The sequence below is a fragment of the Nocardioides zeae genome (assembly GCF_030818655.1).
Lineage (GTDB): Bacteria > Actinomycetota > Actinomycetes > Propionibacteriales > Nocardioidaceae > Nocardioides > Nocardioides zeae_A.
In genome coordinates, this window is record NZ_JAUTAN010000001.1 from 4,220,878 (window position 1) to 4,235,261 (window position 14,384).

Genomic DNA, 14,384 nt, shown 5'->3' on the forward strand with positions numbered 1-14,384 from the left:
GGACAGGTAGCATGCGTCGCATGGTACCTAGCGAAGCGCAGGTCCTCGCCAACCTCCGTCGGGGGGTGGTCGACCACTGCGTCCTGGCTGCCCTGCGGTCGGGGGAGCGCTACGGGCTCGACATCGCCCGGGAGCTCGAGGGCACCCTGCTGGCCGGGACGGGCACGCTCTACCCGCTGTTGTCCCGGCTCCGCAAGGCCGGGCTCGTGACCACCTCGTGGCAGGAGTCGAGCGAGGGACCACCGCGCCGCTACTACCGCCTCACCGGCGACGGCGACGCGGCGCTGCAGGCCTTCGAGGCAGCGTGGTCCCCCTTCCGTGATGCGGTGGACGGAGCGCTGGCAGGGGGCGGCGGGACACGGAGCGAGGTCGAGAGGCGAGGGGAGGGGCCGCGATGAGCGGTGAGGAGAAGACGGTGCGCATGTCCCCGGACGAGCGGGTGGGCCGCTACCTGGCCGAGGTCGATGCCGCGCTGGCGGCGCGTGGCGTCGCGGACCGGGCCGAGATCGTCGCCGACCTGCGCGAGCACGTCGAGGCCGCGCTCGGCGAGGGCGAGGGCCTCGAGGCGGTGCTCGCCAGCCTGGGCGACCCGCAGGCGATCGCCGCGGAGGCGGAGCGGGACGCCGGGCCGCCGCGACCCGCGCCGTACGTGCCGGCGCCCGTGGCCGCGGCACCGGTGCGACGTCGGAGGGCCTGGCCGGCGGTGGTCGCCCTGGGGCTGGTCGTGCTGGGATCGCTCCTGGTGGGGCTCGTGAGCGATGACGGAGTGCCTGTCGCGATCGCGATCATCGTCCTCGGGTGGGTCGGGATCTGGGCGTCGCCCTTGTGGCGGACCGGCGAGCAGCTCTTCGGGACCCTCCTGGTGCCGGCACCGGGCATCGTCGTGTCCATCGCGCTGAACGCGTTCACGGGCGGGGCGCAGTCGTGCGAGACGGTCTTCGACGGCACCGACACCCAGACGGTCTGCCAGTCGTCCGGTGCCGACGGCAGCCTGGGGATGCTCGCCATCGGCGTGCCGTTCGTGGTGGTGGGCCTCGCCTACCTCGTGCTGCTCGCACGTCTCGCGGTGGTGCGGGCCAGGGGCTCCTGAGGCCCCGGCCGCGACAGGCGGCGGGGCGGGGCGCGCCCCCGTGCGCGCCCCGCCCGGGATCGGGTGGCCCGTCAGCCCTCGACGTCCTGCGGGGACTCGCCCGCGAGGGCGTCGACGAGCCGGGGCTCGAGGTGCTCGAGCACGTACTTCTGGCTCAGCGGGGTGAGGAAGTAGATCGCGCCGGAGAGCACGGCGTCGCTGTAGATCGCGCGGCCCTCCTGCACGGCGGGCAACGTGGACATCGTGCCGAACGACAGCACCTCGTCGACGCCCTCCGGCGACTCCGTGGCGAACAGGACGACGTCGGCGTCGAGCATCCCGACGTTCTCGGCCGAGATCTGGGCCTGCTGGCCGGCACCCGGTGCGTACTCCTCGAGGCCCGGCGTGATGGTGAACCCGAGGTCGGTGAGGAAGTCGGTGTTGACGCCGTCCGGATAGACGTAGATGACGCCCTCCCAGATGACGCCCTGCGCGAAGGTCGCCGTCTTCCCGGCGAACTCGGGGTGCTCGGCGGCCACCGCGGCGTACGCCTCCTCGACCCCCGCGATGAGCTCCTCGCCCTCGGCGGAGCGGCCGACGGCGGCGGCGATCTGGCGGGTCTGGTCGCGCCACGGCGACGCGTAGCCCTCGGACCCGTCCGTGGCGGTGACGGTCGGCGCGATCTCGGACAGCCGGTCGTAGGCGTCCTCCGTCATGCCCGCGTTGGTACCGATGATGAGGTCGGGCTCGAGCTCGGCGATCCGCTCGTACTGGAAGCCGTCGGCGGCGCTCAGCACCTCCGGCTCGGCGCCGTTCAGGAGGTCGGTGGCCCAGGGCCAGACGGCGAAGTCCTGCTCGCCGTACCACTCCGTGGTCGCGATCGGCGTGACCCCCAGCTCGAGGAGCACGTCCTGCTCGGTCAGGCCGACGCTGACGATGCGCTGCGGCTCGGACTCGATCGTGGTCTCGCCGTACTCGTGCTCGACCGTCACCGGGAACGTGTCCGACGGCTCGGTCGTGTAGTGCGGGTTCTCGTCGGCGCGGTCGTCGGCGGCGCTCTCGCCGCAGGCGACGAGCGTGGTGAGCGCGAGCGCGGCGGTGATGGACGCAGCGAGGGCGCGGGTGGGGCGGTGGCGCGGGCGGGGGAGCAGGGTCACGGTGGTCCTCGGGGGTGGGGCCGTCGGATCGGACACGACGGCACGGCGCTGTGGAGGGTAGCCTCACCTAACCTCCGTCGCGATCGTCGTGGACGGACACCAGTCGAGGTGAGCAGTCATGACCCTGTCCGTCGAGCGGCATCCCGCGTACGGCGCTGCGCAGAGCCGCGAGGCCGTTGTCGGCGAGCGGACGATCGGCCGTCCCGGGACCCCGGCGATCACCACCGAGTGGTTCGACGTCCCCGCGGGCACACGCTACGACTCCCACCTCCACGCCACCGACCAGCTCGCGTGGATGGTGGCCGGCAGCATGCGGCTCACGGTCGGCGGCACCACGTGGGAGCTCGGCGCCGACCACGTGGCGTGGATCCCCGCCGAGGCCCTGCACGAGATGACGATCACCCGGACCGGGACCCTCGTGGACGTCTACGCCGACCCCGTCCTGCGCCCGGCGGGCGGCGACCGCTGGGACCGCCCGGCGGTGCTCGTCGTGGAACCGATGGCCGCGACGCTGCTGCGGCACGCGGCGGAGGCACCGCGGACGCTCGAGCGGCGTGGCCTCGCCTACCGCCTCCTCCTCGACGTGCTCACCGACGCGCCCCTGCGGCACGACGTGGTGACGCTGCCCGCCGACCCTCGGGCGCGCCGCGTGGCGGTCGCACTCCTCGACGACCCGGCCGACGCCCGGAGCCTCGGCGACTGGGCAGCCGCCCTCCACGTCAGCGAGAAGACGCTCGCCCGCGCGTTCGTCGCCGGCACCGGCCTCACCTTCCGGCAGTGGCGGCTCCGCCGCCGCCTGCAGGCCGCGGCCGGTCTGCTCGCCGACGGGCACACCGTCACGGACGTCGCCGCGAGCGTCGGCTACGCCTCGCCCAGCGCCTTCATCGCGAGCTTCGCGGAGGTCTACGGGTGCACCCCGCGGAGGTACGCCGCGGACGCGCGCGCCACGGTCGTCGCGGCGGACGTCACTCGCGGCGGGTGAAGCGGAGGGTGCCGGAGCGTGCCGGTGCCTCAGCCCAGCGGCACGTCCTTCGACGGGCGCTCGAAGAACTCGCGGGCGAGGTCGCCGTCGCTGTCCGCGCACGGGGACGTCACCTGCACCGACGCCCCGTTCGGGATGGCCGTCACCCGGACCTCCGTGCCGTCGTCGCGGTGCGCGACCACGATGTCGGGGTTTCCGACCTGCTCCAGCTGCCAGCCCTCGGTCTCGAGGAAGTCGGCTGCTGCGGCGACCGCCCGGTCGCCACCGACCTGGAGGTTCCGGAACTGGGGGGTGCTCCGGTAGCGGGCGCCGGACGGCGACGGCTCCATGCCGCAGATCTCGTAGGACGCCCGGCCCGACGACGCCTCCGCGCCCCAGGTGTCGGCGAGGCCCGGGAGCAGGTCGAGCACCAGGGCGTCGACGTCGGTCTCGAGCTGCTCGAGCTGCTCGAGCGCCGATCGTGCCGCGTCGTCGTCCCCGTCGCCGCCGCCGACGGCGCAGCCCGCCAGCGTCACGACCGCCACCGTCCCCAGCGCCGCCCCGCGCCGCACGCCACCCCGCCACGCTGACCGTCCACGCATCAGAACACCTCCCGGAGACCGCGCAGGGCGAGCCCGGCGGGCACGTTGCGCAGGCCCTGCTCAATGATGCCCGGCGCCGCCCCGGCCCCCGACTCGACGCCCCGCCGCGGCGTACGTCCCGGCCTGGTGCGGCACCGTGCGGCCGGGCCGGGGTCGGGTGGCAAGATATGGCCCACGCCCCAGTAGCTCAGTGGATAGAGCAGCCGCCTCCTAAGCGAAAGGTCGCAAGTTCGACTCTTGCCTGGGGCACCACCAGCAACACCCCGTCGTGAGTCTCTGACCTGGGCAAGCGCTGTCGTCGAGTTCGTCCTCGATGTCGTGGCGGAGGTTGGGCGGCAGCGCAGCCAGGCGGCGTCCGGGCCGGGCGGGGAAGCAGCGACCCGAGGGTCGCGACAACGCCTGTCGGCCCCGCGCGCTGTGCGGACGGGGGCGGGGGGCTCCTCACCTGGATGACCTCGAGGCCATGACCGACGGGACGGGTCTGCCCGCCCTCCACGACCGACTGTGCAATAGCACAGTTCTCGATCGGATCTTCGTCGAGAAGGACAGGCCTGAGTGGAGGGCGTGTCCTTAGAGTGCTGTGCATCTCACCCCCGCGACGCGGTGACGGCAACGTCTCCGAGCAGGCCCCGCCGATCGGCGGGCGGTTGCTCGAGCGGCCTCGCACCGCGTTCCGCACCACCCCTCAGGAGACCTCCATGCGTCATCGCCCCCGCCGTTCGCCCAGGCTGCTCCTGCTGCCGGCTGCCGTCGGCGCCGCCGTGCTCACCGCGGCATGCGGGGGTGGCTCCTCGCAGTCGACTCCCGACGCGAACGGCATGACCACCATCCGGGTCGGCTACGCCCTCACGGACTCCGTACCGATCCTGCTCGGCGTCCAGGAGGGCATCTTCGAACGGCACGGCCTCGAGGTGGAGCTGCAGGAGTCGAACCCCAGCGACCTGGTGGGTGCCCTGATCTCGAAGCAGCTCGACTTCGGTCCCAACATCGGGCCGAGCTTCGTGCTGGCCGCCGGCAAGGACGTCCCCGTCGTCGCCGTCGAGGGGGTGACGACGTTCAACAAGGGCGCGGAGGGCAGCTCGGGATCGTTGTTGCTGGTGGAGAAGGGGAGCGCGGTGGAGAGCGCGGCTGACCTCGACGGCAAGACGATCGCCGTCAACTTCCTGGGCTCGGCGTCCGAGTTCGGCGTGCGCAGCCTGATCGACGCCGACGGTGGCGACGGTGCCGACGCGACGATCGTCGAGGTCCCGGTCGCCTCCATGGGGGACACGCTGCTCCGCGGCGACGTCGACGCCGCGCAGGTGGCCGAGCCGTTCGCGTCCCAGCTCATGGCGACGGGCGACTTCGAGGCCCCCTTGGGTGATCCGATCGAGCAGGTCTTCGGCGACTCGCCGCGACTCGTCTACACCACCCTCGACACCTACGCGGCCGAGAACGCCGAGACCGTCGAGAAGTTCCAGGCAGCGGTCGAGGAGTCGGTCCAGCTCGCGGAGGAGCAGCCGGACCTCCTGCACGACATCTACGTCGAGTACTTCTCGACGACGCCCGAGCAAGCCGAGGCGCAGGCCCTCAACGAGTTCAGCACGGATCTCGACGCCGACAGCTTCGCCGGGATCGTCGACGTGCTGGTCGAGTACGGCGCCCTGGAGTCCCCGATCCCGTCAGGTGACCTGGTCCCGTGACCTCCGTCCTCTCCGAGCCGCGACCGCGGGTCGTGCCCGCGCGGACGTCCCGAGGGGGCCGCAGCAGCCGCCGGGCGACGAGGCTCACCGGTCAGCTGGTCGTGCTCGCGGGTGCGCTCGTGCTGTGGCAGGTCATCGGGGCTGCCGACCTCGTGGGCGACCAGGCCTTCGCCGGTCCGGCGGACACCGCCGGAGCGCTGCTCGACCTCGCACGCTCGGGCGGCTTCTGGACCGAGGTCGGCCAGACCCTGTCCGGGTGGTCGATCGGCCTGGGCGTGGCCGTGCTCGTGGCCGTACCGCTGGGCATCCTCCTCGGGACGAGCGACTCCGCCTACCGGAGCTCGCGCTTCCTCATCGACTTCATGCGGACGATCCCCGTCCTCGGCATCATCCCGCTCGCGACGCTGGTGTACGGCTCGTCGCGATCGGCGGAGCTCTTCCTGGTGATCCCGGCCTGCACCTGGCCGCTGCTGCTGCAGACCATCTACGGGGTGCGCGACGTGGACCCCGTGGCCCTCGAGACGGCCCGGTCCTTCCGGCTCGGTCGAGCGCGGACCCTGACGCGGGTCGTGCTCCCCAGCGCGACGCCGTTCGTGGCGACGGGTCTGCGGATCGCGGCGGTCATCGGCATGCTGGTCGCCATCAGCATCGAGCTGCTCGTCCGCGTGCCGGGGGTCGGCAACGGACTGGCGCGGGCCCAGGGCAGCGGCGCGACCGACGGCGTGTACGCGTACACGCTGACGGCGGCGTTGCTCGGACTGGCGGTCGTGCTGGTGTTCGGGCAGCTGGAGAAGCGCCTGATCCACTGGCACCAGTCGCAGAGGACGACGTCGTGAGCGGGCGGCTGCGGGCGGTGGCCCTCGAGGCGTGGCTGCCGGTCGCCGTGGTGTCGGCGTGGTGGTTCCTCTCGGCGAACAGCACGTCGCTGTACTTCCCGCCGCTACGGGAGATCCTCGCCCGCTTCCGGGAGGTCTGGTTGTTCGACCAGGCCGGTGAGCACCTGGTGCCGAGCCTGACCAACCTCGCGGGGGGCCTCGCCGTCGGCCTGGTGGCCGCCGTGTCGATCGGCCTCCTGCTCGGTCTGCTCCCGCGGGTCTACGGAGCACTGCGTCCGCTGGTCGAGCTGGCCCGAGCCACCCCGGCGTTGGCCCTGCTGCCACTGCTGATCGCGATGCTCGGCATCGGATCGGCCTCGAAGATCGCGTTGATCGCCTTCGGCGCCTTCTGGCCGACCCTCGTCACCACGATCGACGGCGTACGCGCGGTGGATCCCCAGGTGCGGGAGATGGCGCGCACGTATCGCATCGGCCGAGGGGACCTGGTCCGTCGGGTGGTCCTGCCCTCGGCGGCGCCGCAGATCATCGTCGGCGCCCGCACGAGCGTCTCCATCGCCGTCGTCGTCATGGTCGGTAGCGAGCTGTTCGGGGCGACGTCGGGGGTCGGGTTCTTCGTGCTCCAGGCGCAGCGGACCTACGCGATCACCGACATGTGGGCGGGCCTGGTGCTGCTCGGGCTGCTCGGTTACGCCATCAACCTGGCCACGGCCCTGGTCGAGAGAAGAGTCCTGGCGTGGCACCGCGGCCTCCACGGAGCACGTCCGACGGAAGGAAGAAGCGCATGATCAGCAATCGGGTGGTCCTCGCGGTCGACGACGTGGGCAAGTCCTACCCAGGGGCCGGGCGTCCCGTCCTGGACGGAGTGACGTTCGACGTCCGAGCCGGGGAGCTGCTGTGCATCGTGGGCCACTCGGGCACGGGCAAGTCCACGCTGCTCAGGTGCATGGCCGGTCTGCTGCCGGTGTCGACCGGAGGGGTCTCCCTCCACGGCTCACCCGTCACCGGGCCGCCCGAGGACCTCGCTGTGGTCTTCCAGGACTACAGCCGTTCGCTGCTGCCGTGGATGCGCATCATCGACAACGTCACGCTGCCGCTGCGGCGCACGACGCGGTCCGCGGCCGAGCGGCGCTCGGCCGCGGAGGCCGCGCTCGAGGCCGTCGGCCTCGGCGGGACGGGCCGCCTCTACCCCTGGGAGATGTCCGGTGGCATGCAACAGCGTGTCGCCATCGCCCGGGCCATCGCCTACCGGCCGACCGTGCTGCTCATGGACGAGCCGTTCGCCTCGGTCGACGCCCAGACCAGGGCCGACCTCGAGGACCTCACGCTGCGGGTCCGCGACGACTTCGGCATGACCATCGTGCTCGTCACCCACGACATCGACGAGGCGGTCTACCTCGGGGACCGCGTGGTCCTCCTCGCGGGTCGCCCGGCCTCGGTCACGGAGGAGGTGGTCGTGCCGCTGCCACGTCCGCGCGACCAGGTGACCACCAAGGCACACCCGTCCTTCGTCGAGCTGCGCACCACGGTCCTCCAGCACATCCGCGAGAGCGCGCACCAGCAGGTGGCTCGATGAGCGGCGCCGACGGGCTGGGCAACCAGCACACCGAGACCTACGACCTGGTCGTCCTCGGCGGCCGGGTCATCGATCCCGAGACGCAGCTCGACGACGTCCGCAACATCGGCGTCCTCGGGGACAGGATCGCCGCCGTCACCACGGACGAGATCCGCGGCCGTGTCGTGGTCGATGCCCGGGGCCGCGTGGTGACACCGGGGTTCATCGACCTGCACAGCCACGGGCAGGCCATCGGTGAGTGCCGCCTCCAGGCGCTCGACGGCGTCACGACGGCGCTCGAGCTCGAGGCCGGCCTGGCGCCGGTCGAGCAGGCGTACCTGCGCGCAGCGGCCGAGGGGCGTCCGATCAACTACGGCTACTCGGCGTCCTGGGCCTCGATCCGCATGCACGTCCTGGGCGGTGAGCCCCTGACGGGCTGCCAGGAAGGCCTGCTCACCAGGTTGGGGTCCGACCCCTGGCGCGGTGTCGCGACCCCCGCGCAGACCGACACCCTGCTCGACCTCCTCGGGTCCGAGCTGGCGGCCGGCGCGCTGGGCATCGGCATCCCGCTGGGCTACGCGCCCGCTGTCGACCCCGCCGAGTACGTCGCCGTCGCGCGACTCGCGGCGTCCGCGGGGGTGCCGACGTTCACCCACGCGCGTCCGCTGGTCGAGCAGGACCCGGGCGTCGTGGTCGACGGCGCCGAGGAGCTGACGAGAGTGGCTGGCGAGACCGGGGCCCACATGCACTACTGCCACATCAACTCGACGTCCACACGACACCTCGACCGGGTCCAGGCCCTGGTGGAGGGGGTGCGCGCGGAGGGCGCGACCGTCTCGAGCGAGGTCTATCCCTACGGCGCCGGGATGAGTGCGATCGGCGCGGACTACTTCCACCCGGACCGCCTCCACGTCCTGGGGGCGACGGGGACGCCGCAGGACGTCATCTACGCCCGGACCGGCGAGACGGTCGCGTCGGTCGAGCGCCTGCTCGAGCTGCGTGCCTCCGACCCGGGGGGCCTGGCGTTCATCAAGGCGTTCGACGAGAACGCCTCCCCGGACCGCCTCGCGCGCATGCTCGCGTTGCCCGGTGCCGCTGTGGCGTCCGACGCGGTGCCCTTCGTGGTCCCGGCCGGTGCCCGTTACGACCCGATGCAGTGGCCGATCCCGGACTTCGTCGCGACCCATCCCCGCAGTGCGGGCACGTTCGCGCGCAGCCTCCGGATCGCGGTGCGCGAGACGGCCTCGATGCCGTTGGTCGAGGCCATCGCGAAGTGCAGCCTCTACCCCGCCCGCATCGTCGAGTCGGCGGCGCCGCAGATGCGGCGCAAGGGTCGCCTCCAGGCCGGGTGTGACGCGGACATCCTCGTGATCGACCTGGACCGGGTCACCGACACCGCCACCTACCAGCGCTCCGTCAGCCCGTCGACGGGCATCGAGCACGTGATCGTGAACGGCGAGCAGCTCGTGGCCGACGGAGAGCTCCGCCTGGACGCGTTCCCGGGGCGTCCCGTCCGGGGGACCCGGTGACCGCCTCCACACCGGTCGGGCCCGCTCTGTCCCCGGCCCGGTGGATCGGTGGTCAGCTGCACACCTCCGGGCTCGCCGCCATCGGGCCCGGGGGCGTGACCCATGCCCACTTCCACGACCAGGTGGAGGCCGTGATGGGCCAGCTCGCGCAGATCCTGGACGACCACGGCCTGCGGATGACCGATGTCGCCTCGGTGTCGGTGTACCTGGCGTCGATGGACGACTTCGCGGCCTTCGACGCGGCGTACCGCCGCTTCTTCTCCCCGCCCTTCCCGGTCCGCACCACGATCGCCTGCGGGCTCTATCCCGGTCTGCTGTTCGAGCTGAGCGCGATAGCGCAGGCCTGACCGACCCCACCCCCTCGCCGGGCGCCCGCCAGCACGGGCGCCGGCCCCGGCGCGCCTCGAGCGCGCCGTCCAACGACTCCGAGATCCCCGACGAAGTGAGGCGCCATGACCGTTCAAGAGTGGGACGTGATCGTCATCGGCGGCGGTATCGCCGGCGTGTCGATCGCCTACGAGCTGGCGGCGGACACGACCGTCTGCCTGCTCGAGACAGAGTCGACCCTGGCGTACCACTCCACGGGCCGGTCGGCTGCGGCGTTCATCGAGAGCTACGGCAACCTGCCCATCCGGGCGCTCACGGTGGCGAGCCGTGGGGTCTTCACCGATCCGCCCGACATCTTCGAGTCGGCCGTCAGTCGACCCCTGCCCCTGCTCTACGTGGCCGGCGAAGGACGGGCAGGGGCGATCAGGTCGCTGCAGGACCAGGTCCGGGAGCTGACGCCCGACATCGAGGTCCTCGACGCCGCCGAGGCCGAGCGCCGGCACCCCCTCCTGCGCCCCGGCCACGTGGAGCTCGCCCTGTGGGAGCCCGGTGCCCTCGACCTGGACGTGCACGCGCTCCACCAGGGGTACGCCAAGGGGCTGCGAGGCCGAGGTGGCCACGTGGCGACCTCGGCACGTGTGGTCGAGGCGGTCCGTGCCCGGGGCCGGTGGACGCTGACGGACGGGAGCGGTCGGCAGTTCCGCGCTCCGGTCGTGGTGAACGCGGCCGGCGCGTGGTGCGATGCGGTGGCGGCGGTGCTCGGGGTCGAGCCGATCGGCATCCAGCCCCTCCGACGCACCGTCTTCATGGTCCCTGCGCCCGCGGTGGATCCCGACCGTCCGGTGCCGCTGACGATCGACGTCGACGACCGGTTCTACTTCAAGCCCGAGACCGACATGCTCCTGTGCTCGCCCGCCGACGAGACCCCGCAGGCACCCGGCGACGCGAAGCCGGACACCCTGGACATCGCCATGGCGTTGGACGCGATCAACGACGCGACGACCATCGACGCACGTCATGTCCGGCACTCGTGGGCCGGGCTCCGCAGCTTCACGGCCGACCGGACCCCGGTGGTCGGCTACGACCCCGCGGCCGACGGGGTGTTCTGGTTCGCCGGACAGGGCGGGTACGGGATCCAGGCCGGTCCGGCGCTCGCCAGGACCGGCGCGGCACTGCTCCGGCGCGGGCCGGTCCCGGCGGACGTCGCCGAGCGCGGGCTCCGCGCGGAGATGCTCGCGCCGGGCCGTCCGTCACTGTCCGTCTCGGAGGGAACGGTGCACCAGCGGTGACCGGGCGGCTTCGCTCCGACCTCTGCTCCCCCTCTGTCCCGACGCCTGTCTGAGAGGTCGTCCCATGTATCCAGGAACCCACGCGGCGACCCATCCGGACAAGCCCGCCGTGATCGAGGCCGACACCGGACGGCGGCTGACCTACGGGGCGCTCGACGGTCGGTCCGCCGGCCTGGCCCGCGTGCTCGCCGCGCACGGACTCCGACGCGGTGACCACATCGCCTTCCTCAGCGACAACGCCGCCGAGGTCTTCGAGATCTACTGGGCAGCGCTGCGATCGGGTCTCTACGTGACCGGCGTGAACCACCACCTCACCCCCGCTGAGGTAGCGCACGTCGTGGACGACTGCGGCGCGGAGGTGCTCATCGTGTCGGCCGCCAAGGCGGACCTCGCCGTCGCGGTGCTCGACGCCACGCCCGGGGTGCGCGTCCGCCTCGCTTTCGGTGGGGCGGTGCCGGGCCACGACGTCTACGAGGACGCCCTGGCGGGGCAGTCCCAGGAGCCGCTCGAGCACCAGCCCCGAGGGGCGGACATGCTCTACTCGTCCGGCACGACCGGTCGCCCCAAGGGCATCAAGCCGGCGCTGCCCGATCGGGAGGTCCACGAACCCGGGGACCCGCTCACCACGGTCTTCGGTCCGATGTACGGGTTCGGGCCGGACACGGTGTACTACTCCCCGGCGCCGACCTACCACGCCGCGCCGCTGCGTTTCGGGGGAATCGTCCATGCCCTGGGCGGCACGCTGGTCACGACGCGGAGGTTCGACGCCGCCACGGCCCTCGCCGACCTCGAGACCTACGCCGTGACGCACTCGCAGTGGGTGCCCACGATGTTCGTGCGGATGCTCAAGCTCCCGGACGAGGTGCGTCGGCGCCACGACCTCTCGAGCCTGCAGGTGGCGATCCACGCCGCGGCGCCCTGCCCGGTCGAGGTGAAGCACCGGATGATGGCCTGGTGGGGTCCGGTCCTGCACGAGTACTACACGTCGACCGAGGGCAACGGCATCACGCTCATCGACCCGGAGACGTGGGCTCGGAAGCCCGGGTCGGTGGGCCGAGCGGCGCTCGGCGTGATCCACGTGTGCGACGACGGGGGCCGGGAGCTGCCCCCCGGGCGGATCGGCACCATCTACTTCGAGAGGGACACCGTCGCCTTCACCTACCACCGCGACCCCGAGGGGACCCGCAACGCGCAGCACCCCCTGCACGAGACCTGGTCGACGACGGGCGACATGGGCTACGTCGACGACGACGGGTTCCTCTTCCTGACCGGGCGCAAGGCGTTCGTCATCATCTCGGGCGGCGTGAACATCTACCCCCAGGAGATCGAGGACTGCCTGGCCCTGCACCCCAAGGTGCACGACGTGGCGGTCATCGGTGTCCCGGACGAGGACATGGGCGAGCGGGTCAAGGCCGTGGTCCAGCTCGCCGACGGGCACCGGCCCGGCCCGGAGCTGGCCGAGGAGCTCCGTGAGTTCACGCGGGGCCGCATCGCGGGGTTCAAGGTGCCGCGGAGCGTCGACTTCAGCGACTCCCTCCCGCGCAGCGCCACGGGGAAGCTCATGAAGCACGTCCTGCACGCGCGGTACGCGGCCGAGGCGGCTCAGGGCCCGGTGTCGCCGGAGACCCCGCCCTCCTGAGGCGTTGCGCCGAGGACGACCCGCAGCTGCAGCATGGCGGCGAGGCGAGCCTCGGGATCCTCCAGGTCGAGACCACTGACCTCGACGACCTTCCGGAGGCGGTAGCGGAAGGTGTTCGGGTGCAGGTAGAGCGACGTCGCGGCCGCAGCCACGTCCCCGAAGTGGTCGAGCCATGCCTGGAGCGTCTCCGTCAGCCGTGAGCCACGACGGGAGTCGTGCTCGACCAGCCGGGCCACGGGACCGGTCGGTCGGTCACCGCGGGACACCACGAGGTCGCGCAGCTCGAGCAGCAGGGACTCCACGTGCACGTCCTCGAGCCGTGCCACGCGGCGATGGCGCCCCCGTTGGTCGGTGAGCACGCGCAGCACGCGGTCGGCACTCCTCCGTCCCTCGACCACGTCGGCGGGACGAGCCGACACCTGGCCGATGCCGATGACCGCGTGCTCGCCGCCGGTCGTCCTGCTCAGGAACTCCGTCGCGACACGGACGGCCGCCCTCTCGGCCGCCTCGGCGCTCTGGCTGCCCGCCGGGACCAGGCCGTAGCAGACCTCGCCGATGAGCGCGCTGGCACAGCGCGGGTGCACGGCGGTGAGCTGCATCGCGAGTGCCGAGCTGATCCGTTCCCGGTCGGCCGCCCGGCGGGCGTGGAGGTCGACGGACTCGACCGGGTCGTCGATCAGCCCCAGCGCGAGGACCAGGACGCGTTGGTCGGACAACCCCAACCGTCGCAGGGCGTCGTGCGCTGCGGGTCCGCCGCCCACGGCGGTGGTGACGAGGTCGGCCCTCAGCTGTTGGGACCCGTGGGCGCCGGCGCGGAGACGGAGCATGTGGAGGGCCACGAGCTTCGATGCGTCGACCAGCGCCTGCTTGCGGTGGTCCGTCAGGGGCTCGCGCACGACGGCCCAGATGGACCCGAGGATCTCGTCCCCGACCCGGACCGCCATCGCCACGCGCGGCAAGGTGTCGGGCTCCGGCGGCTCCGGGTCGACCCAGACCGGTTCGCTGCTGCGGTAGAGGTCGTGCAGCACGCCGTTGGCGAGCAGCGCCTTCGTGAACCGGTCGGGGACCTGGCGTCCGAGCACGGTCTCGACCCGTGCGGAGTCGCCCTCGTCCTGGCGGCCCGAGTAGGCAAGCACGCGGGAGCTGCGGTCCTCGATCGTGACGGGTGCGTCGATCATGGCCGTCATGGCGTTGGCCAGTGCGAAGAGGTCACCTGACGCGACACCGCCCAGGGTCTCGGACCCGTCGTCGGCCACCACGTCCTCGAAGAGCGACGCGCGGATCATGGCAGCGAGCTGCGCCCACGAGGCTCCACGTGTCAGTCCGACGACAGGGACGCCGGACGTGGCCACGGCGCTCTCCAGGGCCGGAGTCGCGGCGACGGGCGACCGCACGATCAGGGCAGCTGCCTCTCGGCGCCCGAGCCGTTCGACGGTCGCAGCGATCTCGTCCGGGTCGTCCATGCCGATGGCCAGCACGACGGCGCGGGGAGGGACGTAGGAGTCGTCGATCGGGTCGTGGAAGGCGACCCCCGACACCACGCCGTCGAGGGCGTGGCCGTGCACGACCTCCAGGAGGGCCGGCCCGAGGTCGTCCAGGACCCGTCGGAGAGTCGCAGCGGACCGAGCGCTGGTCACGGTCGCGGCTCCGCGGGGGAGGGCATCGGGCGACGACCGGGCCGTGGGCCGGTCCGACGGTCGACCTGCGAGGTGGTCACGCACCGGGATTCTAGGGGTCGGCT

At 72.5% G+C, this 14,384-nt stretch carries 14 protein-coding genes and 1 tRNA gene; 12 read left to right on the top strand and 3 right to left on the bottom strand.

The window, feature by feature from the left end; all coding sequences use genetic code 11:
• Window positions 1-20: 20 nt before the first annotated feature.
• The gene (locus tag QE405_RS19965) at window positions 21-398 is read left to right on the top strand and encodes a PadR family transcriptional regulator (protein ID WP_307204540.1); all 378 of its coding nucleotides are present in this window, start codon (window positions 21-23) and stop codon (window positions 396-398) included.
• Window positions 395-1,090, top strand: a complete 696-nt coding sequence (locus tag QE405_RS19970) for an HAAS signaling domain-containing protein (protein WP_307204541.1) — start codon at window positions 395-397, stop codon at window positions 1,088-1,090. The genes QE405_RS19965 and QE405_RS19970 overlap by 4 nt, the downstream gene beginning before the upstream one ends.
• Window positions 1,091-1,161: 71 nt before the next feature.
• On the opposite strand, the gene QE405_RS19975 is transcribed toward QE405_RS19970, so the two are convergent.
• Window positions 1,162-2,226 (bottom strand): ABC transporter substrate-binding protein, encoded by a 1,065-nt coding sequence (locus QE405_RS19975; RefSeq protein WP_307204543.1) that lies wholly within the window; start codon window positions 2,224-2,226, stop codon window positions 1,162-1,164.
• Between the two features lie 118 nt (window positions 2,227-2,344).
• Between QE405_RS19975 and QE405_RS19980 the strand changes: the two genes are divergently transcribed.
• On the top strand, window positions 2,345-3,208 hold the full coding sequence (locus QE405_RS19980) for a helix-turn-helix domain-containing protein (RefSeq protein ID WP_307204550.1): 864 nt from the start codon (window positions 2,345-2,347) through the stop codon (window positions 3,206-3,208).
• A gap of 29 nt (window positions 3,209-3,237) precedes the next feature.
• Here the strand turns inward: QE405_RS19980 and QE405_RS19985 are convergent, their stop codons facing one another.
• Window positions 3,238-3,789: a hypothetical protein gene (locus tag QE405_RS19985; RefSeq protein ID WP_307204556.1), complete on the bottom strand. Its 552-nt coding sequence runs from the start codon at window positions 3,787-3,789 to the stop codon at window positions 3,238-3,240.
• A 176-nt stretch (window positions 3,790-3,965) separates the two neighbouring features.
• Here QE405_RS19985 and QE405_RS19990 point away from each other — a divergent pair.
• From QE405_RS19990 to QE405_RS20030, 9 genes are all read left to right on the top strand, one after another.
• Window positions 3,966-4,041 (top strand) — tRNA-Arg (locus QE405_RS19990).
• Window positions 4,042-4,487: 446 nt separating this feature from the next.
• On the top strand, window positions 4,488-5,471 hold the full coding sequence (locus QE405_RS19995; protein WP_307204560.1) for an ABC transporter substrate-binding protein: 984 nt from the start codon (window positions 4,488-4,490) through the stop codon (window positions 5,469-5,471).
• The gene (locus tag QE405_RS20000; protein WP_307204562.1) at window positions 5,468-6,307 is read left to right on the top strand and encodes an ABC transporter permease; all 840 of its coding nucleotides are present in this window, start codon (window positions 5,468-5,470) and stop codon (window positions 6,305-6,307) included. The genes QE405_RS19995 and QE405_RS20000 overlap by 4 nt, the downstream gene beginning before the upstream one ends.
• Window positions 6,304-7,092, top strand: coding sequence for an ABC transporter permease (locus QE405_RS20005; RefSeq protein WP_307204568.1), 789 nt, complete (start codon window positions 6,304-6,306; stop codon window positions 7,090-7,092). The genes QE405_RS20000 and QE405_RS20005 overlap by 4 nt, the downstream gene beginning before the upstream one ends.
• A complete protein-coding gene (locus QE405_RS20010; protein ID WP_307204574.1) occupies window positions 7,089-7,880 on the top strand; it encodes an ABC transporter ATP-binding protein in 792 nt (263 codons plus the stop codon). The genes QE405_RS20005 and QE405_RS20010 overlap by 4 nt, the downstream gene beginning before the upstream one ends.
• Complete coding sequence (locus QE405_RS20015; protein ID WP_307204581.1) at window positions 7,877-9,388, top strand: amidohydrolase family protein; 1,512 nt, start codon at window positions 7,877-7,879, stop codon at window positions 9,386-9,388. The genes QE405_RS20010 and QE405_RS20015 overlap by 4 nt, the downstream gene beginning before the upstream one ends.
• Window positions 9,385-9,735: a RidA family protein gene (locus tag QE405_RS20020; RefSeq protein ID WP_307204594.1), complete on the top strand. Its 351-nt coding sequence runs from the start codon at window positions 9,385-9,387 to the stop codon at window positions 9,733-9,735. Before QE405_RS20015 ends, QE405_RS20020 begins: the two co-directional genes overlap by 4 nt.
• A gap of 105 nt (window positions 9,736-9,840) precedes the next feature.
• The gene (locus QE405_RS20025) at window positions 9,841-11,004 is read left to right on the top strand and encodes an NAD(P)/FAD-dependent oxidoreductase (protein WP_307204599.1); all 1,164 of its coding nucleotides are present in this window, start codon (window positions 9,841-9,843) and stop codon (window positions 11,002-11,004) included.
• Window positions 11,005-11,068: 64 nt separating this feature from the next.
• Window positions 11,069-12,643 (top strand): acyl-CoA synthetase, encoded by a 1,575-nt coding sequence (locus QE405_RS20030; RefSeq protein WP_307204602.1) that lies wholly within the window; start codon window positions 11,069-11,071, stop codon window positions 12,641-12,643.
• Here the strand turns inward: QE405_RS20030 and QE405_RS20035 are convergent.
• Window positions 12,607-14,280, bottom strand: a complete 1,674-nt coding sequence (locus tag QE405_RS20035) for a PucR family transcriptional regulator (RefSeq protein WP_307204608.1) — start codon at window positions 14,278-14,280, stop codon at window positions 12,607-12,609. The two genes, QE405_RS20030 and QE405_RS20035, sit on opposite strands and share 37 nt — an antisense overlap.
• Window positions 14,281-14,384 lie beyond the last annotated feature (104 nt).